Source organism: Streptomyces sp. NPDC048566 (genome assembly GCF_043199735.1).
GTDB lineage: Bacteria > Actinomycetota > Actinomycetes > Streptomycetales > Streptomycetaceae > Streptomyces.
Map to the genome: position 1 here is coordinate 23601 of NZ_JBICWL010000020.1, position 17895 is coordinate 41495.

The 17895-nt window shown below is 73.4% G+C and carries 14 protein-coding genes and 1 pseudogene; 9 read left to right on the plus strand and 6 right to left on the minus strand.

The window, feature by feature from the left end; all coding sequences use genetic code 11:
* Positions 1–123: 123 nt before the first annotated feature.
* Positions 124–1017, minus strand: coding sequence for a hypothetical protein (locus tag ACGFS9_RS25145; RefSeq protein WP_393256368.1), 894 nt, complete (start codon positions 1015–1017; stop codon positions 124–126).
* The gene (locus tag ACGFS9_RS25150; RefSeq protein ID WP_393256369.1) at positions 1014–2093 is read right to left on the minus strand and encodes an SPFH domain-containing protein; all 1080 of its coding nucleotides are present in this window, start codon (positions 2091–2093) and stop codon (positions 1014–1016) included. Before ACGFS9_RS25150 ends, ACGFS9_RS25145 begins: the two co-directional genes overlap by 4 nt.
* Before the next feature lie 162 nt (positions 2094–2255).
* On the opposite strand from ACGFS9_RS25150, the gene ACGFS9_RS25155 reads away from it, so the two are divergent.
* The 3 genes from ACGFS9_RS25155 (at position 2256) to ACGFS9_RS25165 (ending at position 6308) form a co-directional block, all read left to right on the plus strand.
* On the plus strand, positions 2256–3479 hold the full coding sequence (locus ACGFS9_RS25155; RefSeq protein ID WP_393256371.1) for an arginine deiminase: 1224 nt from the start codon (positions 2256–2258) through the stop codon (positions 3477–3479).
* A gap of 230 nt (positions 3480–3709) precedes the next feature.
* Positions 3710–4717 (plus strand): ornithine carbamoyltransferase, encoded by a 1008-nt coding sequence (gene argF, locus ACGFS9_RS25160; protein ID WP_393256373.1) that lies wholly within the window; start codon positions 3710–3712, stop codon positions 4715–4717.
* Between the two features lie 142 nt (positions 4718–4859).
* Positions 4860–6308 carry an amino acid permease gene (locus tag ACGFS9_RS25165; protein WP_393256374.1) on the plus strand — a complete coding sequence of 483 codons (1449 nt, stop codon included), beginning with the start codon at positions 4860–4862 and terminating at the stop codon, positions 6306–6308.
* Here the strand turns inward: ACGFS9_RS25165 and ACGFS9_RS25170 are convergent.
* Positions 6265–6717 (minus strand): ATP-binding protein, encoded by a 453-nt coding sequence (locus ACGFS9_RS25170; RefSeq protein WP_393256376.1) that lies wholly within the window; start codon positions 6715–6717, stop codon positions 6265–6267. The genes ACGFS9_RS25165 and ACGFS9_RS25170 overlap by 44 nt on opposite strands.
* A 374-nt stretch (positions 6718–7091) precedes the next feature.
* Between ACGFS9_RS25170 and ACGFS9_RS25175 the strand changes: the two genes are divergently transcribed.
* Both ACGFS9_RS25175 and ACGFS9_RS25180 read left to right on the plus strand, forming a co-directional pair.
* A complete protein-coding gene (locus ACGFS9_RS25175) occupies positions 7092–7919 on the plus strand; it encodes an enoyl-CoA hydratase family protein (RefSeq protein WP_393256378.1) in 828 nt (275 codons plus the stop codon).
* 7 nt (positions 7920–7926) lie between these two features.
* On the plus strand, positions 7927–10221 hold the full coding sequence (locus ACGFS9_RS25180; RefSeq protein ID WP_393256380.1) for a bifunctional salicylyl-CoA 5-hydroxylase/oxidoreductase: 2295 nt from the start codon (positions 7927–7929) through the stop codon (positions 10219–10221).
* A 40-nt stretch (positions 10222–10261) separates the two neighbouring features.
* Here the strand turns inward: ACGFS9_RS25180 and ACGFS9_RS25185 are convergent, their stop codons facing one another.
* Together ACGFS9_RS25185 and ACGFS9_RS25190 are read right to left on the minus strand one after the other, a co-directional pair.
* On the minus strand, positions 10262–11104 hold the full coding sequence (locus ACGFS9_RS25185; RefSeq protein WP_393256382.1) for a PaaX family transcriptional regulator C-terminal domain-containing protein: 843 nt from the start codon (positions 11102–11104) through the stop codon (positions 10262–10264).
* A 15-nt stretch (positions 11105–11119) separates the two neighbouring features.
* Positions 11120–12805 (minus strand): AMP-binding protein, encoded by a 1686-nt coding sequence (locus ACGFS9_RS25190; RefSeq protein WP_393256384.1) that lies wholly within the window; start codon positions 12803–12805, stop codon positions 11120–11122.
* Between the two features lie 139 nt (positions 12806–12944).
* On the opposite strand from ACGFS9_RS25190, the gene ACGFS9_RS25195 reads away from it, so the two are divergent.
* Together ACGFS9_RS25195 and ACGFS9_RS25200 are read left to right on the plus strand one after the other, a co-directional pair.
* Complete coding sequence (locus tag ACGFS9_RS25195) at positions 12945–14288, plus strand: acyl-CoA dehydrogenase family protein (RefSeq protein WP_393256386.1); 1344 nt, start codon at positions 12945–12947, stop codon at positions 14286–14288.
* The gene (locus ACGFS9_RS25200; RefSeq protein WP_393256388.1) at positions 14285–14683 is read left to right on the plus strand and encodes a RidA family protein; all 399 of its coding nucleotides are present in this window, start codon (positions 14285–14287) and stop codon (positions 14681–14683) included. Before ACGFS9_RS25195 ends, ACGFS9_RS25200 begins: the two co-directional genes overlap by 4 nt.
* Positions 14684–14844: 161 nt before the next feature.
* Here the strand turns inward: ACGFS9_RS25200 and ACGFS9_RS25205 are convergent, their stop codons facing one another.
* Positions 14845–15369 (minus strand): YceI family protein, encoded by a 525-nt coding sequence (locus tag ACGFS9_RS25205; protein ID WP_393256390.1) that lies wholly within the window; start codon positions 15367–15369, stop codon positions 14845–14847.
* Between the two features lie 446 nt (positions 15370–15815).
* On the opposite strand from ACGFS9_RS25205, the gene ACGFS9_RS25210 reads away from it, so the two are divergent.
* Together ACGFS9_RS25210 and ACGFS9_RS25215 are read left to right on the plus strand one after the other, a co-directional pair.
* On the plus strand, positions 15816–16241 hold the full coding sequence (locus tag ACGFS9_RS25210; RefSeq protein ID WP_393256392.1) for a DUF6299 family protein: 426 nt from the start codon (positions 15816–15818) through the stop codon (positions 16239–16241).
* A gap of 366 nt (positions 16242–16607) precedes the next feature.
* Positions 16608–17854, plus strand: a pseudogene (locus ACGFS9_RS25215) (IS3 family transposase).
* Positions 17855–17895: the final 41 nt, after the last annotated feature.

Sequence of the window (17895 nt, forward strand, 5' to 3'; positions counted from 1 at the left end):
GCCGCGGGGCCGGGGAGCCCGGGGGTCCGTGCCGCGCTCCGGAGCGGCGGCCCGCGGGGCCGGGGAGCGCCGGGGCCGCCGGAGTCCGGCGCGGAGCAGGGGGCGGGGCGGGCCGCCCGGCGATCACCCCACCAGCCGGAGCCGCACCTCGGCCACCCCCACCCGCACGGACTGACCCCACGTCAGTTCCAGTGCGTCCGACTCCATCCCGTCCCCGAACGCGATGAGCCGGTCCGACTCGACCGTGAGGCACAGCCGGCCCGCCGCGGACAGTTCACCCGCCACCAGCGACGTACCGGTGGCCGGCGAGGGCCACGCCTCCCGCACGAACCACAGCAGGCGCCGGTCGGTCGGGGCGGGCAGTACGGGCCCTCCGCCCCGCTCCTGCCACACCGACCGGAGCCATCCGCCGGCCCCGGTCCCGGTCCCCACCAGCACCCCGCTGGACGCCTGGGGCTCGACGGCACCCCCGTACTCGTCGAGCCCCAGCCGGTAGCGGGCCGTCTGGTGGCCCGCCGCTCCCAGGTAGATCTCGTTGAGGGCGACCAGTCGCTGGGTGTCGTCGGCGACCGCCTCGACCATGGTCAGCTCCTCCGCGGCGCCGGTGAACGCCGAGCCGAGCAGCGCCTTCGCGTCCGCGGGCCGGTGGCGCACCAGTACGCCCGGATTGCGCCCGGGGTCGGCGTCGATCCCCACGACGGGCTGCCCGGACAGGTACTTGGCGACGTTGGCGACCAGCCCGTCCTGCCCGACGACGACCACCACGTCCTCGGGGGCGAACAGGAACCGGTCCAGGTCGGCCCGCTCCACCCGCGCCTGGCGCCAGGTCAGCGGTACCGCGGCCACCACGTCGGCCAGCGCCGCTCGGGCCCGCCGGTGCCGCTCGGCGACCTCGGTGATGTCCCGGCCGCGCGAGGAGAGGAAGAACGCGGCCTGCCCGTGGGTGCCGTGCCGCGCCACCAGCTCCTCGTACTCGGTGGTGCGGTGGACGAGCACGATCCGCGGCGCGAGGCTCACGCCCGCTCGCCGTCCGCCGTGCCGCCCAGCCTGGCGAGCAGCCCGGTCAGCACGTCCGGCGACACGGTGACACTGTCGATGCGCGGCAGGTTCTCCGCGAGGCGGGTGCCGGTGAGCGCGTGCAGGGTGGCCACGTCCACCTCGCCGTGCACCCGCAGCCAGGCCGCCTGCGCCTCGGCGCGCGCCGCGCCGACCTCGCGCTCCGCCTGCGCCTCGGCGCCGGCCAGGCGCACCTTGCGGCTCGCCTCGGCCTCCGCGAGGCGCACCGACCGGGTCGCCTCCGCCTCGGCCAGCCGGACCGTGCGGGCGGCCTCCGCCCCGGCGCGGACCGCGTCCGCCGCCGCGTGCTCCTCGGCCTCGCGGCGCGCGTTGGTGCCCCGCTGGTCGACCAACTGCTCCTCGCGCCGCGCCAGTTCGATCTGGCTGGCGAGTTCGTTCTCGGCGATGGCGCGCTCGCGTTCCACCGCGACCGCCCGGCGTTCGTACGTGGCCCTGTCCGCGTCCTGCTGGATCTGCTCGCGGGCCGGTGTGCGCAGCGCGCGTTCCACCTCGGGTTCCGGGCGCAGCGCGACGACGCGCACGGCGACCACCTCGATGCCGGTGGAGGGCAGCCGGGGCTCGGCGGCGAGGCCCCCGGCGACCCGTTCCCGCACCGCCGCCACCCCGTCGACCAGGGCCGAGGCCAGCGAGGTGCGGGCGAGGACGTCGAGGGCGTGCTGCTGGGCCGTCTCGGTGAGCAGTGAGCCCAGTTGTTCCAGCGGGGTGCCGCGCCAGGCGCCGTTGTCGGGGTCGATGGAGAAGTCGAGGCGGGCCGCGGCGAGCGCCGGGTCGCTGATCCGGTAGGTGACGGTGGCCTGCACCGCGACGTCCTGGAAGTCGGAGGTCCGCGCGTGGAAGGTCATCGCCAGCTCGCGGTCGTCGACCGGCACCTCGGACAGCGCCGCGGTCAGCGAGCGGTACCAGAAGCTGAGGCCGGGGCCGTCGTGCACCAGCCGGCCGGACCGGTGGTGCCGGACGTGGGCGGTGGGCCCCCCGCGCAGGTGGCGCCAGCCGAAACGGCGGGTGATGTCGGCCATGATTACCCCCTCGGCACCGGCGGTCCGGCGCCCTCTCACACTTGTTGTCGTCAGTAGGACGATAAGGCGGAGGTGTCCTTATCGTCAAGTGGACGAAAGGAAAGCGGAGCGGCTCGCGGCGATCCGCGGGTGAACGTGCGTCCGGATGGTCAGGATGGGGGCATGGGATTCCACGTCGACTCCGAGGCCGGGCGGCTGCGCCGCGTCATCCTGCACAGGCCGGACCTCGAACTCAAAAGGCTCACCCCCAGCAACAAGGACGCCCTCCTCTTCGACGACGTCCTCTGGGTGCGCCGGGCGCGCGCCGAGCACGACGGGTTCGCCGACGTGCTGCGCGACCGCGGGGTCGCCGTGCATCTCTTCGGGGACCTGCTCGCCGAGACGCTGGAGGTCCCCGCGGCCCGTTCGCTCGTCCTGGACCGCGTCTTCGACGAGAAGGAGTACGGGCCGCTCGCCACCGACCACCTGCGGGCGTCCTTCGAGGTGCTGCCCGGGCCGGAGCTGGCCTCCGTCCTCGTCGGCGGCATGACGAAGCGGGAGTTCCTGGACGCCCACCCCGAGCCGACCTCCGTGCGGTTCCACGTCATGGACCTCGACGACTTCCTGCTCGGGCCGCTGCCCAACCACCTCTTCACGCGCGACACCTCCGCGTGGATATACGACGGGGTCTCCATCAACGCGATGCGCTGGCCGGCGCGGCAGCGCGAGACCGTGCACTTCGAGGCGATCTACCGCCACCACCCGCTCTTCCGGGACGAGGGCTTCCGACTCTGGTCCGAGGGGCAGGCGGACTACCCGTCCACCATCGAGGGCGGCGACGTCCTGGTCATCGGCAACGGCGCGGTGCTCATCGGGATGAGCGAGCGGACGACCCCCCAGGCCGTCGAGATGCTCGCGCACAAGCTGTTCGCCGCGGGTTCGGCGACCACCATCGTGGCGCTCGACATGCCGAAGCGGCGCGCCTTCATGCACCTCGACACCGTCATGACCATGGTCGGCGGGGACGTCTTCACCCAGTACGCGGGTCTCGGCATGCTCCGCTCCTACACCATCGAGCCGGGCGCCGGGGACAGCGAGCTGAAGGTCACCGACCACCCTCCGGAGCACATGCACCGCGCCATCGCCGCGGCCCTCGGCCTCGACGCGATCCGCGTCCTGACCGCCACCCAGGACGTGCACGCGGCCGAGCGGGAGCAGTGGGACGACGGCTGCAACGTGCTCGCCGTCGAACCGGGCGTGGTGATCGCCTACGAGCGCAACGCCACGACGAACACGCATCTGCGCAAGCAGGGCATCGAGGTGATCGAGATCCCCGGCAGCGAGCTGGGGCGCGGCAGGGGCGGCCCCCGCTGCATGAGCTGCCCGGTCGAGCGCGACCCCGTCTGACGCTCCCGCGTCCCCGCCGCGCTCCCGCGCCCGGAGTGCGGCGGGACGGACGGGGCGGGGGTGGCGGAAGCGGGCGCGGGCGCCGGCGGGCAGGATGTCCGTCGGGCGGGCCGGGGGAGGGCCGGGGCGGAGCCCGGGTGAGATCGAACACGGGCTCGCATATAAATGCTGAGCCTCGTATAGAATTCCATACACCCCGTTTCCGTCCCCGTCATTCCTGGAGCGCCCCCATGGCGACAGTCCCGACCGCCCTCGCCGGCCGCCACTTCCTCAAGGAGCTGGACTTCACCGACGAGGAGTTCCTCGGCCTGGTCGAGCTGGCCGCCGAGCTCAAGGCGGCCAAGCGGGCGGGGACGGAGACCCGCCACCTGCGGGGGCGCAACATCGCGCTGATCTTCGAGAAGACCTCCACGCGCACCCGCTGCGCCTTCGAGGTCGCCGCCGCGGACCAGGGCGCCTCCACGACGTACCTGGACCCCTCCGGGTCGCAGATCGGCCACAAGGAGTCCGTGAAGGACACCGCGCGCGTGCTGGGCCGGATGTTCGACGCCATCGAGTACCGCGGCGACAGCCAGGCGTCCGTCGAGGAACTGGCCGCCCACGCCGGGGTGCCGGTCTACAACGGGCTCACCGACGACTGGCACCCCACCCAGATGCTCGCCGACGTGCTCACCATGACCGAGCACGGCACCAAGCCGCTGGGCGAGACGGTGTTCGCCTACCTGGGCGACGCCCGTTTCAACATGGGCAACTCCTACCTGGTCACCGGCGCGCTGCTCGGCATGGACGTCCGGATCGTCGCCCCGCGCGCCTACTGGCCCGCCGACGCGGTCGTGGCCCGGGCCCGCGAGCTGGCCCGCGAGAGCGGCGGCCGGGTCACCCTCACCGAGCACATCGCCGACGGGGTGCGCGGCGCCGACTTCCTCGCCACCGACGTCTGGGTCTCGATGGGCGAGCCCAAGGAGGTGTGGGCGGAACGCATCGGAGCGCTCTGCCCGTACGCGGTCACCATGGACGTGCTCCGGCTGACCGGCAACCCCGACGTCCGGTTCCTGCACTGCCTCCCGGCCTACCACGACCTCGGCACCGAGGTCGGCCGCGAGATCCACGCGGTCCACGGCCTCGACGCGCTGGAGGTCACCGACGAGGTCTTCGAGTCCGCGCACTCCGTCGTCTTCGACCAGGCGGAGAACCGGCTGCACACGATCAAGGCGATCCTGGTGGCCACCTTGGCGTGAAAACCTCCGTACGATGTCCGGCGGGCCTTGGAATCATCCCTTCCGAGGCCGGTCTCGCGACCCATTCCCAAGATCTCGGCCCCGTCCGAGCGGGAGCACCCCGACGGTCGCACCGCACCACCAGAAACGAGCACCACCCCGTATGCCCGCTTCCCGCGTCAAGACCCCCGCTCGCCTGCTGGCCGAGTCCGGAGCCGACCTCGAAGGCCACGGACTCCGGCGCACGATGGGGCTCTTCCAGCTCATCTGCTTCGGCGTCGGCGCCATCGTCGGCACCGGCATCTTCGTCGGCCTCTCCGACTCGGTCGCCCAGGCCGGACCCGCCGTGGTCGTCTCCTTCGTCCTCGCCGCGATCACCTGCGTCCTGACCGCCTTCGCCTTCGCGGAGCTGGGCGGCGCCATCCCGGTCTCCGGATCGTCGTACTCCTTCGCCTACGCCGGACTCGGCGAGCGCACGGCCTTCCTGGTCGGCTGGTGCCTGCTCCTGGAGTACGGCGTCTCGGTGTCGGCCGTCGCGGTCGGCTGGAGCCAGTACGTCGACGAACTGCTGCACAGCCTCACCGGCCTGCACCTGCCCGCGGCGCTCGGCGCGGGTCCGGCCGACGGCGGGATCGTCAACCTCCCGGCCGTCGTCGTGATCGCGCTCGCCTCCGTCCTGCTGGTGCGCGGCGTCCGCGAAAGCGCCCGCGCGACCGCCGCCATGGCCGTGCTGAAGCTCGTCGTGCTCGTGCTGTTCTGCGCGATCGGGTTCAGCGCCTTCCGGGACGGCAACCTCACACCGTTCTCGCCCGCCGGACTCGGCGGCATCGGCGCCGGCACCACGGCCGCGTTCTTCTCCTACATCGGCTTCGACGCGATCACGACCGCCGGCGAGGAGGCCAAGAACCCCCGCCGCGACATCCCCGTCGCCATCCTGGTCTGCATCGGCCTGGTCACCGTGCTGTACTGCGCCGTCGCCCTCGCCGCCATCGGCGCCATCGGCGGGGACAGGGTCGGCAGCCGCCCGGCCGCGCTGTCCTACGTCGTCAACGAGGTCACCGGCTCCACCGTCGGCGGCGGGGTGATCGCCTTCGGCGCGGTCGTCGCCATCGCCTCCGTGGTGCTCGCCGTGATGTACGGCCAGACCCGCATCCTGATGTCGATGTCCCGGGACGGACTCGTGCCGCGCGTCTTCGAGAAGGTGTCCCCGAAGACGTCGACCCCGGTGGCCGGCACGCTGATCGTCGCCCTGGTCTTCGCGCTCCCCGCGGCCTTCGCGCCCCTCGACGCGGTGGTCGACCTGTGCACCATCGGCACGCTAGCCGTCATGGCGGCCGTCAACGTCGCCGTCATCGCGCTGCGCCGCCGCGAACCGGCCCTCGCCCGCACCTTCCGGGTGCCGCTCTACCCCGTCGTCCCCCTGCTCGGCGTCGGCTTCTGCCTGTACCTGATGTACGAGACCGGCTGGGCGGCCTGGCTCCAGTTCGGCGTGTTCCTGCTGGCCGGACTCCTGGTGTACGCCGCCTACGGGCGCCGCCACTCCCGGCTGGCCGCGGACGGCGCCGCCGTCAGCGCCCCGGACGCCGCTGAGCGGGAACCACAGGGAGTCTGAACCAGACCGCCTTGCCGGAACCGGTGGGGCGGTGCCCGCACGACGAACTCAGAGCCCGGACCAGCAGCAGTCCGCGCCCGTGCTCCTGCCAGGGGTCGGGTTCGGCCGGGTGCGGAAGCGTGAGGTCGCCCGGCGGGGCCGGGTCGGGGTCGTGCACCTCGACCCGGCAGCCGGTCGGCAGCAGCTCCACGACCAGCTCTATCGGCCCGTCGCCCGCGGTGTGCTCGACGGCGTTGGCCACCAGCTCCGCGGTGAGCAGCTCGGCGGTGTCGCTGTCCGCCGCCTGCTCCAGCTCGGCGAGGGCGGCGCGGACCAGCGCGCGGGCGACCGGCACGGCCGCGACGGAGTGCGGCAGCGCGATGCGCCAGGAGGCGGGGGCGGGGGTGTCGTGCACGGCGGGTCCGTTCATGGAGCAGGCTGGCCTGCTGTCAGCCTGAGGAATGGTACGGCGGTACCGGGCCGATGCGCTCGGCGGGCTTTCTCCCGACATCCGCCGCTGTGTCCCGGGAGCCGTCCGGGGTCTCCTTTCCGGACGTTCGGTCCGATACGGGGCTCCGTACCCAGGGCAACGGGCCCGCTCCCGCGTGTGCTCCCGCCGTTACACGGCTATCGAAGATCCGTGACGCCGTGACGGGGACCGTCGCGCCGCCGTCGCGCGGCGCCCTCCGGAGCGCGCCCGCCCCGCACTCGCCTATCGCGCACTCGTGACGACAGTCACGCAAGAGTGATAACTTCGGAGGACGGCAGACGCAGCGTCGCCCCCGTCCGAGGAGGCCGCACCTCATGAGTCCCTTCACCGGCTCCGCCGCCCCCACTCCCCGCTGGGAGCATCTCGGCTACACGCTGGCCGACGGCGTCGCCACGGTCACCCTGGCCCGCCCCGACAAGCTCAACGCCCTCACCTTCGGCGCCTACGCCGACCTGCGCGACCTGCTCGCCGAGCTGTCCCGCGAGCGCTCCGTCCGCGCCCTGGTGCTGGCCGGCGAGGGACGCGGATTCTGCTCGGGCGGCGACGTCGACGAGATCATCGGCGCGACCCTCGCCATGGACACCGCCCAGCTCCTCGACTTCAACCGGATGACCGGCCAGGTCGTCCGCGCCGTCCGCGAGTGCCCGTTCCCGGTGATCGCCGCGGTGCACGGCGTCGCGGCGGGAGCCGGTGCCGTGCTGGCGCTGGCCGCCGACTTCCGCGTCGCCGACCCGAGCGCCCGGTTCGCCTTCCTCTTCACCCGTGTCGGCCTGTCCGGCGGCGACATGGGCGCCGCCTACCTGCTGCCCCGGGTGATCGGCCTGGGCCACGCCACCCGGCTGCTCATGCTCGGCGAGCCCGTCCGCGCGCCCGAGGCCGAGCGCATCGGCCTGATCAGCGAACTCACCGACGAGGGCCACGCCGACGAGGCCGCGCAGGCCCTCGCCCGCCGGCTCGCCGAGGGGCCCGCCCTCGCGTACGCCCAGACCAAGGCGCTGCTCACCGCGGAACTGGACATGCCGCTCGCCGCCGCCGTCGAACTGGACGCCGCCACCCAGGCCCTGCTGATGAACGGCGAGGACTACGCCGAGTTCCACGCCGCGTTCTCGCAGAAGCGGACGCCGAAGTGGCGGGGGAGGTGACCGGCCGATGACGGCGGTCCCCGGGCCGGGGGCGCTGCGCGTCGCGGTCGTCGGCGGCGGCCCTGGCGGTCTCTACGCCGCGGCCCTGCTCAAACGCCTCGACCCGGCCCGCGAGATCACCCTCTGGGAGCGCAACGCCCCCGACGACACCTTCGGTTTCGGCGTCGTCCTGTCCGACGAGACCCTCGGCGGCATCGAACACGCCGACCCGGTCGTCTACGCGGCCCTGCGCGAGGAGTTCGTCCGCTGGGACGACATCGACATCGTCCACCGCGGAGTCCGGCACACCTCCGGCGGCCACGGCTTCGCCGCCCTGGGCCGCCGCCGGCTGCTCGCGATCCTGCACCGGCGGTGCCGCTCCCTCGGGGTCGATCTGCGCTTCCGCACCCAGGCGCCGCCCGTCGCCGACCTGATGCGGTCGCACGACCTGGTGATCGCCGCCGACGGGGCGGGAAGCCTCACCCGCGCGGCCCACGAGGACGTGTTCCGCCCGTCCGTCGAGGAACACCGCTGCCGCTACATCTGGCTGGCCGCCGACTTCGCCTTCGACGCCTTCCGCTTCGAGATCGCCGAGACCGAACACGGCGTGATGCAGCTGCACGGCTACCCCTACGCGGCCGACGCCTCCACGGTCATCGTCGAGATGCGCGAGGAGGTCTGGCGGGCGGCCGGCTTCGCGGACCTCGACGAGAGCGCCTCCGTGGAGCGCTGCGGCAAGATCTTCGCGGACGCCCTCGGCGGGCGCCCGCTCACCTCCAACGCCTCGACGTGGACGCGCTTCCGCACCGTCGTCAACTCCCGCTGGTCGCACGGCAACCTGGTGCTGCTCGGCGACGCGGCGCACACCGCCCACTTCTCCATCGGCTCCGGCACCAAGCTCGCCGTCGAGGACGCCCTGGCGCTCGCCGCCTGCCTCCGGGAGCACCCCGCCCTCGCTCCGGCGCTCGCCGCCTACGAGGAGGAACGGCGCCCCGTCGTCACCTCCACCCAGCGCGCGGCGCGCGCCAGCCTGGAGTGGTTCGAGGACGTCGACCGCCGGCTGGACCGGCCCGCACGGCAGTTCGCGTTCGACCTGCTCACCCGCAGCCGCCGCGTCACCCACGACAACCTCCGCCTGCGGGACCCGCACTTCGTGGCCGCCGTCGAGCGGGAGTTCCGCTGCCCGCCCGGCACTCCGCCGATGTTCACCCCGTTCCGGCTGCGCGGTCTGACCCTGCGCAACCGCGTCGTCGTGTCACCGATGGACATGTACGCGGCGCAGGACGGGGTGCCCGGCGACTTCCACCTCGTCCACCTGGGCGCACGCGCGCTCGGCGGCGCCGGTCTGGTGATGACCGAGATGGTGTGCGTCAGCGCCGAGGGGCGCATCACGCCGGGCTGCGCGACGCTCCACACACCCCGGCAGGCCGAAGCCTGGCGGCGCATCGTCGACTTCACCCACCGCCAGGCGCCCGGCACCGCCATCGGCGTCCAGCTCGGCCACGCCGGCCGCAAGGGCTCGACCCGGCTGATGTGGGAGGGCATCGACGAACCGCTGCCCGAGGGCAACTGGCCCCTGGTGGCCGCCTCCCCGCTCCCGTACCGCGAAAACAGCCAGACCCCCCGTGAACTGACGCGTGCCCAGCTCACGGATCTACGGGAACAGTTCACGCAGGCGGCCGTGAGAGCGGCCCGGTGCGGCTTCGACCTCCTCGAACTGCACTGCGCCCACGGCTATCTCCTCTCGGGCTTCCTGTCGCCGCTGACCAACCGTCGCACCGACGCCTACGGCGGCTCGCTGGAGAAGCGGCTGCGCTTCCCGCTCGAAGTCTTCGACGCGGTGCGGGCGGTGTGGCCGGAGGAGCGGCCGATGACCGTGCGGATCTCCGCCACCGACTGGGCCGAGGGCGGCACCACCGGCGACGACGCGGTCGCCGTCGCCCGCGCGTTCGCCGCGCACGGCGCCGACGCCGTCGACGTCTCGACCGGCCAGGTGGTGGCCGACGAACGCCCCGCCCACGGCCGCTCCTACCAGACGCCGTACGCGGACCGCATCCGCTCCGAGACCGGCGTCCCGGTGATCGCCGTCGGCGCGATCTCCTCCTGGGACGACGTCAACTCCCTGATCCTCGCGGGCCGGGCGGACCTGTGCGCCCTCGCCCGCCCACACCTCTACGACCCCAACTGGACGCTGCACGCCGCCGCCGAACAGGGCTACGAGGGGCCGGGGATCAGCTGGCCGCTGCCCTACCGGGCGGGCAGCAGGCGCCCGCCGACCGGCCGCACGGACGCCCCCAAACCCCGCCTCACACTGGGGCGTTGACCGCACCGGTCCGCCCCGCGGTCACCGTCGCGCGGCCGTGTCACCCGGTCCCGGCGCGCCCCGGCCGGGGCGGCACCCCCGCGAACTCCGCTCCCGCGTCCCGCAACCGGTCGTGCAGCGCCCCGAAGACCCGGGCCGAGCGGGCGCCGGGCCAGTCCCCGGGCAGCAGGGCGGCGGGCAGACCGGGATCGGCGTAGGGGAGATGGCGCCAGGAGTCGAGGGCGAGCAGGTAGTCGCGGTAGGCGTCCTCGTGGTCCGTGTCGTCGCGTCCCTCCCAGGCGCGCAGGCCGGGCTCGTGCCGGTCGAGGAACGCCTCGTGCTGCTTGGCGATCGCCGCCAGGTCCCACCAGCGGGCGACAGCGTCGGCCGTGGCGGCGAAGCCCAGGTGCTCGCCGTGGAACAACTCGACGTACGGATCGAGGCGCAGCCGCTCCAGCGTGTGCCGGGTCTCCTCGTACAGACGGGCCGGCGCGAGCCACACACCGGGGGCCGCCGTGCCGAATCCCAGGCCGGCCAGCCGGGAGCGCAGGACGTGCCGCTTCTGCCGCTCCGACTCGGGCACCGAGAACACCGCCAGGACCCAGCCGTCGTCCGCGGGAGCCGCCGACGCGTACACCCGGCGGTCGCCGTCGTCGAGCAGTTGCCGGGCGTCCGCCGACAGCGCGTACCCCGCCGCGCCCCCCGTCGTACGGGCCGGTTCCAGCAGCCCGCGGCGCTTGAGCCGGGAGACCGAGGAGCGGACGGACGGCGCGTCCACACCGACCGCGGCGAGCAGCCGGATCAGCTCGGCCACGGGCACCGGGCCGGGCATGAAACGGCCGTACGCGCCGTAGAACGTGACGATGAGGGACCGGGGGGCGTGCTGGTCTGACACGTCGGCCACTCTAGTGCTCGAAGATCACTTCGGAGTGCCACCGGGGGGCGCATCACCCTCCGGCCCCTTGGGTGACGGTGCGTCGGAGACGGGTTCGCCGCGCAGGAGGAACCGCTGGAGCTTGCCCGTCGCGGTGCGGGGCAGGGCGTCCATGAACACGAACGCCCGGGGGCACTTGTACGGTGCGAGCTCGGACGTGAGGAAGGCCCGCAGGGCCTCCGCGTCCCGCGCGGCGCCCTCCCGGAGCACCACGTGGGCCACCGCGATCTGGCCCCGTTCCTCGTCGGGGCGCCCGACGACCGCCGTCTCGGCCACGTCCGGGTGCCGCAGCAGCGCCTCCTCGACCTCGGGGCCGGCGATGTTGTACCCGGCGGAGATGATCATGTCGTCGGCGCGGGCCACGTAGCGGAAGTAGCCGTCGGGGTCGCGGACGTAGGTGTCGCCGGTGATGTTCCAGCCGTCGCGCACGTACTCCCGCTGTCGGGGATCGGAGAGGTAGCGGCAGCCGACCGGCCCCCGCACCGCGAGCAGCCCCGGTTCACCGTCGGGCAGCGGCCGTCCCCCGGCGTCGACCACGCGCGCCTGCCAGCCGGGCACGGGCAGGCCGGTCGTGCCGGGGCGGATGTCGCCGTCGGCCGCGGAGATGAAGATGTGCAGCAGTTCGGTCGCGCCGATGCCGTTGATGATGCGCAGCCCGGTGCGTTCGTACCAGTCGCGCCAGGTGGCGGCGGGCAGGTTCTCGCCCGCGGACACGCAGCGCCGCAGCGATCCGGTGTCGTGCCCGTCCGGGTCGGCCAGCATCGCCCGGTAGGCGGTGGGCGCCGTGAAGAGCACCGAGACCCGGTGTTCGGCGATCGCGGGCGCCAGTTGACGGGGGCCCGCCTGTTCGAGGAGCAGGGCGCTGGCCCCGGCGCGCAGCGGGAAGACGACCAGCCCGCCGAGTCCGAAGGTGAAGCCCAGCGGGGGACTGCCCGCGAACACGTCGTCCGGGCGGGGGCGCAGCACGTGCCGCGAGAAGGTGTCCGCGATCGCCAGCAGGTCCCGGTGGAAGTGCATGCAGCCCTTGGGCCGACCGGTGGTCCCCGAGGTGAAGGCGATGAGCGCCACGTCGTCGGCCGCGGTGTCCACCGCTTCGAAGGGCTCCGCCGGCGCACCGGTGATGCGCAGCAGCAGGTCCTCCGGGGCGTCACCGCCGTACGAGGTGATCCGCAGGCCGGGAACGCCCGCCCGGACCAGGTCGTCCACCGAGCGGACGTCGCACAGCGCGTGGGTCACCCGGGCGATCCCGCAGAGGGTCCGCAGCTCGTGCGGCCTCTGCTGGGCGAGCACGGTGACCGCGACCGCGCCCGCCTTCAGCACCGCCAGCCAGCACGCGGCGAGCCACGGGGTGGTCGGGCCGCGCAGCAGCACCCGGTTGCCCGGGACGACGCCCAGCTCGCGGGTGAGCACGTGGGCGACGCGGTCGACGCGGTCGCGCAGGTCCCCGTACGTCCAGGACGGGGCGGAGGGGGTGTGGAAGGCGGGGCGCCCGGGATCGGGGCCGGCGAGCAGCTCGGCGGCGCAGTTCAGCCGTTCGGGGTAGCGCAGCTCCGGCAGGTCGAAGCGGAGCTCGGGCCACTGGCCGGGCGGCGGCAGGTGGTCGCGCGCGAAGGTGTCGAGGTGGGCCGAGTGTGCCGGCGCCACGGTGTCCGCGGGGTCCACGGGATGCATGGCGGTTCGCCCCCTTGCCGTCGTGGGCTGCCTTCGTGGGCGTGGTGGTGGGCTCGCATGGGGAGCGTATCGTGTTGGTGACGACAGTCAATGGTTCGCGATAACGTGGAGCGGTCTCCGACGGGGAGAGGGGCCGACCATGACCGCATTCTCACTCGAACCAGCACAGACCGCCTGGTGCGCCGAGCTGCGCGGCCTCGCCGCCGACCATCTGCGCCCCCTGGCGGACAAGGGGGAGCCCGGGCACGTCAACCGACCGCTGGTCGCCGAACTGGGCCGACTCGGCCTGCTCGCCCGCCTGTTCACCTCGGGCGCCCTGGACCTCTGCCTGATGCGCGAGTCGCTCGCCCAGGTCTGCACCGAGGCCGAGACCGCGCTCGCGCTCCAGGGGCTCGGAGCCCATCCGGTGCACGCCCACGGCACCGCCGCCCAGCGCGAGCGATGGCTGCCCCGGGTGGCGGACGGCGACGCGGTGGCCGCCTTCGCGCTCAGCGAGCCCGGCGCCGGCTCCGACGCCGCCGCGCTGGCCCTGCGCGCCGAACCGGACGGGCCCGGAGCCTGGCGCCTCACCGGGGACAAGTGCTGGATCTCCAACGCCCCCGAGGCCGACCTCTACACCGTGTTCGCCCGCACCGGGCCCGCCCCGGGAGCCCGCGGAGTCACCGCCTTCCTCGTCCCGGCCGACCGCCCCGGCCTCACCGGCACCCCGCTCGACCTGCTCTCCCCGCACCCCGTCGGCGCCCTCTCCTTCGACGCCGTCCCCGTCACCGGCGACGACGTGCTCGGCGCACCCGGCCGCGGCTTCCGGGTCGCCATGAGCACCCTCAACCTGTTCCGGCCCAGCGTGGGCGCCTTCGCCGTCGGCATGGCGCAGGCCGCACTGGACGCCACGCTCGCCCACACCACCCGCCGCACGGCGTTCGGCGGCCCGCTCAAGGACCTCCAGACCGTGTCCCACCAGGTCGCCGAGATGGCACTGCGCACCGAGGCCGCCCGCCTCATGGTCTACGCCGCCGCGGCGGCCTACGACGCCGGCGCCGCCGACGTCCCTCGCCGCGCGGCGATGGCCAAGCTGCTCGCCACCGAGACCGCCCAGTACGTGGTCGACGCGGCCGTCCAACTGCACGGCGCGCGCGCCCTGGAGCGCGGCCACCTCCTCGAACACCTCTACCGCGAGGTGCGCGCGCCGCGCATCTACGAGGGGGCCAGCGAGGTCCAGCGGGCCGTGATCGCCAAGGAGCTGTACCGCGAGGCCGACCCGGCAAGGGGAGCGGACCCGGGACGCGCAAGGGGAGCGGACCCGGGACGTGCAAGGGGAGCGGGGCCCGAAAGCGCGGACCCGGACAGGGCGGGCCGGGGTACGGAAGCGGGCCCCGCGGCACCGGCCCGGCCAGAGGCGCCGGGTGCCGGAAGTCCATCGGGACCCGCGGAGTCGGGCCCGGCGACAGAGGTGCGCCCCGGGTGGGGGACGGAGACCCGATGAGCGCCGACCGCGTCAACCCGCCCGAACTGTCCCCGCCGACCGGCTTCTCGCACGCCGTCGTCGCCACCGGCTCCCGCGTCGTCTTCCTGGCCGGCCAGACCGCGCTCGACGGCGACGGCAGGGTGGTGGGGGAGACGCTGCCCCTCCAGTTCGAACGGGCGCTGGCCAACCTGCTGACCGCGCTGCGCGCGGCGGGCGGCACCCCGGCCGATCTCGCCCGGGTCACCGTCTACGCCGCGGACGTCGCCGACTACCGGCGCAACGCCCCCGAACTCGGCCGCATCTGGCACCGGTTGGCCGGCCGCGACTATCCCGCGATGGCCGTCGTCGGCATCACCCGGCTGTGGGACGAGGAGGCACTCGTCGAACTCGACGGCTTCGCGGTGCTCGACTGAAGGCGCGTCGCGAACGCCCCGGTCTGCCACGCGACGCCCTGCCCGCACGCCGGCCGCACCGTGCGGAAGCCCACGGAAACGGGAGACCGCCCAGGGCGAAGTCCGCCGCCTGTGCGCACTGCCGGGCCCCCGGTGGGCGCTGCCCGTAGCTCCGGTTTCCCTCAGCGGGCGGCGACGACTTCCACGGCGATCTTCAGGAGGCGCCCCGTCATGCCCTTGGCCTTCGTGACACCGAAGGCGTACCTGTCCAGCGTGGCGGTGCCATGGGCCGTGATCCGCCTGTCCTCGGAGGCGACGGACGTGATGGTGACGGAAACCGGCCGCGTCACCCCGCAGGCAGTCACCTCCCCCTGGAGCGAGGCATCCTGGGCGGATCGTTCCAGGCGCCGGCTCCGGAAGGCGATCTCGGGATGTCGTGCCACGTGCAGGTAGTCGGAGGACCGTACGTGGTCGTCGCGCCGCGGGTTGGCGGACTCGAAGCTGGCCGCGTCCACCACGACGTCCACGGACGACTCTTCCGGCGAGTCGGCAACGACGATCCGGCCATGACTGATGGAGAAGGTGCCACGGACCGGGAGCAGCCCGAACAGGGCCCGCGTGTCGAAACGCACTGTGGACGCCACCGGGTCGATCTCGTAGGTGCCTGCTGCCGGTGAGGACTGCTCTGACGTGCCGGGTGTCGCCATGAGCCCGTAGCCTCCGTGTGCTGAAGGTCCCCTTGGACGGATCAGCCTCTCGCACGACGCGGTGGCCGCACCAGACCTCGTTCGATCTCCGGCAGTGAAACCGACCTCGGCCACCGCCGGAGTCCGGCGAGAGATCACGGCTCAACGCTCTCTCGCTGCTCGCGCGTACCCGTGACACCAAGCTCGCGCTGACTCCCGCCCGGAGAAACGGCAACAACGTGTCCATCTCGCACCTGGTCAGGTCAAGCCGTCACGGGGCCACTGGAGATCGGTGGTTCCGAGGGCCGCGTTTCGCCGCGGACCATCGTGCCTCTCGAACGTGGCCGCGACAAACGGTCCAACTCGCCACCAATGGGGTGATGATCACGGATTCGGGAGCGCCGGACCGGTACCTGTTGAGCGCTCTTTCCCGGGCCCTCAGCAGGCCCCGTTTCAGGAGGTACCCCATGTTCGTGCGCCAGACCGTCGGTACCGCAGCCGCCGCCGCGCTGTTGCTGCTGCTCGCCCCGTCGGCCGTCGCCCGGTCCGCCGCGTTCGACGAGGTGACCGTCGACCCGACCGCCACGGTCGCCGCCGACGGCACCATCACCCTGTCCGGCACCTACCGCTGCGCCACCTCCGCCGGGCCGGTGTTCGTCTCCTCGTCGGTGTCCCAGGGCGACGCGCGGGTCCGCCACGGCATCGGCGGCACCTCGGCGGTCTGCGACGGTGCCGAGCACCGCTGGACGAACTCCGAGAAGCGCGAGGCCGGCACGCTCGTCCCGGGCACGGCGCACGTGGAGGCCACTCTGCTGGAACTGGCCGGCACGGGCCTGCCGCTGCCCACGATCCACGCGAGCAGCGAGCGGGACGTGACGGTCGGCCGGAGCTGACCACCCGAGCCGGGGCCGCCCCGCCCCGGGCTCGGCGGCCCCCCCCCGGCGGGACGCGGGCCCGGGGCGACCGTGCTCCACGACGTGAACGCCGGGCGGGCCGAGCGCGCGCCGGGACTCGCGAAGGGGGCGGTCGGGCGCGCGCCGGGACCCGCTACGGGGCGGCCGGGGGCCCGGACCCGCGAAGGGGGCGTCGAGTTCAACCTCAGTAACCTGCGGACGGGCAATCGATCAATGTTGTGACCTGCGACGTAACTGTCGGTGGTTGTCAGCGTTGGTCGTCGTTGAGCACCGGGGCCTCCCCCTGAGCGGTGGACACGCTGATACTGGATCTGCTTGATCCGGAGGAAGCGAGAAAGACCGCCGATGGCGATGAAGGACTACTCGGACGAGTTCAAGGCCGATGCCGTGGCCCTGTACGAGTCCACACCCGGGGCGACCTACAAGTATCGCCGCCGACCTGGGCATCAACAGGAACACCCTGCGGACCTGGGTGCTGCGGGGCCGCGACCGCCGCGGCATCGACCCGCCCGCCCCGCCGGCGGGCGGCAAATCTTCGGCTCGGGCCGGCCAGGCGGGGCCGGCCACCGACCCGGACGAGCGAATCCGGCAGTGGAAGCCCGGGTGGCCGAGCTCGAGGCGAGTGAGCGGAAGCTGGCTACCGAGCGGGACATACTCCGCAAGGCGGCCAAGTATTTCGCCGGGGAGACGAACTGGTGGTGAGCCGCTTCCAGTTCGTTGGCGACCACCGGGACACCTACGAGGTGAAGCGGCACTGCACGGTCCTGGACTTGAACCGGCCCAGCTATTACAAGTGGCTCGCCGGAACACAGGCGAGGGCGGCACGACTACGCGAGGACCGGCTCCTGGCGGCGAGGATCCGCGAGGTCCACGGCGAGTCCGGCGGCGCCTACGGCTCCCCACGGGTGACCGCCGAGCTCCGGGAGAAGGGGCTGCGGGTCAACGAGAAGCGGATTGCCCGGGTGATGCGGACGTTCTCCATCACCGGCATCCGCCTGCGCAGACGCATCCGCACCACCATCCCGGACTCGACAGCCTCACAGGTTCCGGACCTGTTCCAGCGGGACCTCACCGCCACCGAGCCGGGGCGGAAATACAGGGGCGACATCACCTATCTCCCGCTCGCAGGCGGAGAGTTCCTCTATCTCGCGACCGTGCTGGACTGCTTCAGCCGCAAGGTCGTCGGCTGGTCCATCGCCGACCACATGCGCACCGGCCTGGTCGCCGAAGCACTGCGGATGGCGGCCACGACCCGCGGCGGCCTGGCCGACTCGGTGTTCCACTCCGATCATGGAGCCCAGTACGGATCCCGGGCCTTCGCCGACCTCTGCGACCAGCTCGGGGTCACCCGGTCCATGGGCGCGGTCGGCACCAGCGCGGACAAAGCGGCCTGCGAAAGCTTCCACGCATCCCTGAAACGCGAAACCCTCCAGGGCGCCCGCGACTACGGCGACGCCCGCACCTGCAGGAAGACGGTCTTCGCCTGGCTGGCCCGCTACAACACCCGCCGCCGGCACTCCGCCAACGGCCACCTCAGCCCCAACGAATGCGAACGCCGACACCACGCGGCTCAGCTCACGCTCGCCGCGTGATCAACGAAGCGTGCCCACCATCACGGGGGAAGGCCCCAGCG

What these genes read in the sequence shown, in the direction of transcription:
- ACGFS9_RS25150 (WP_393256369.1), bottom strand. Translation starts at nt 2,093, where the DNA reads ATGGCCGACATCACCCGCCGTTTCGGCTGGCGCCACCTGCGCGGGGGG.
- ACGFS9_RS25155 (WP_393256371.1), top strand. Translation starts at nt 2,256, where the DNA reads ATGGGATTCCACGTCGACTCCGAGGCCGGGCGGCTGCGCCGCGTCATC.
- argF (WP_393256373.1), top strand. Translation starts at nt 3,710, where the DNA reads ATGGCGACAGTCCCGACCGCCCTCGCCGGCCGCCACTTCCTCAAGGAG.
- ACGFS9_RS25165 (WP_393256374.1), top strand. Translation starts at nt 4,860, where the DNA reads ATGCCCGCTTCCCGCGTCAAGACCCCCGCTCGCCTGCTGGCCGAGTCC.
- ACGFS9_RS25170 (WP_393256376.1), bottom strand. Translation starts at nt 6,717, where the DNA reads ATGAACGGACCCGCCGTGCACGACACCCCCGCCCCCGCCTCCTGGCGC.
- ACGFS9_RS25175 (WP_393256378.1), top strand. Translation starts at nt 7,092, where the DNA reads ATGAGTCCCTTCACCGGCTCCGCCGCCCCCACTCCCCGCTGGGAGCAT.
- ACGFS9_RS25180 (WP_393256380.1), top strand. Translation starts at nt 7,927, where the DNA reads ATGACGGCGGTCCCCGGGCCGGGGGCGCTGCGCGTCGCGGTCGTCGGC.
- ACGFS9_RS25190 (WP_393256384.1), bottom strand. Translation starts at nt 12,805, where the DNA reads ATGCATCCCGTGGACCCCGCGGACACCGTGGCGCCGGCACACTCGGCC.
- ACGFS9_RS25195 (WP_393256386.1), top strand. Translation starts at nt 12,945, where the DNA reads ATGACCGCATTCTCACTCGAACCAGCACAGACCGCCTGGTGCGCCGAG.
- ACGFS9_RS25200 (WP_393256388.1), top strand. Translation starts at nt 14,285, where the DNA reads ATGAGCGCCGACCGCGTCAACCCGCCCGAACTGTCCCCGCCGACCGGC.
- ACGFS9_RS25205 (WP_393256390.1), bottom strand. Translation starts at nt 15,369, where the DNA reads ATGGCGACACCCGGCACGTCAGAGCAGTCCTCACCGGCAGCAGGCACC.
- ACGFS9_RS25210 (WP_393256392.1), top strand. Translation starts at nt 15,816, where the DNA reads ATGTTCGTGCGCCAGACCGTCGGTACCGCAGCCGCCGCCGCGCTGTTG.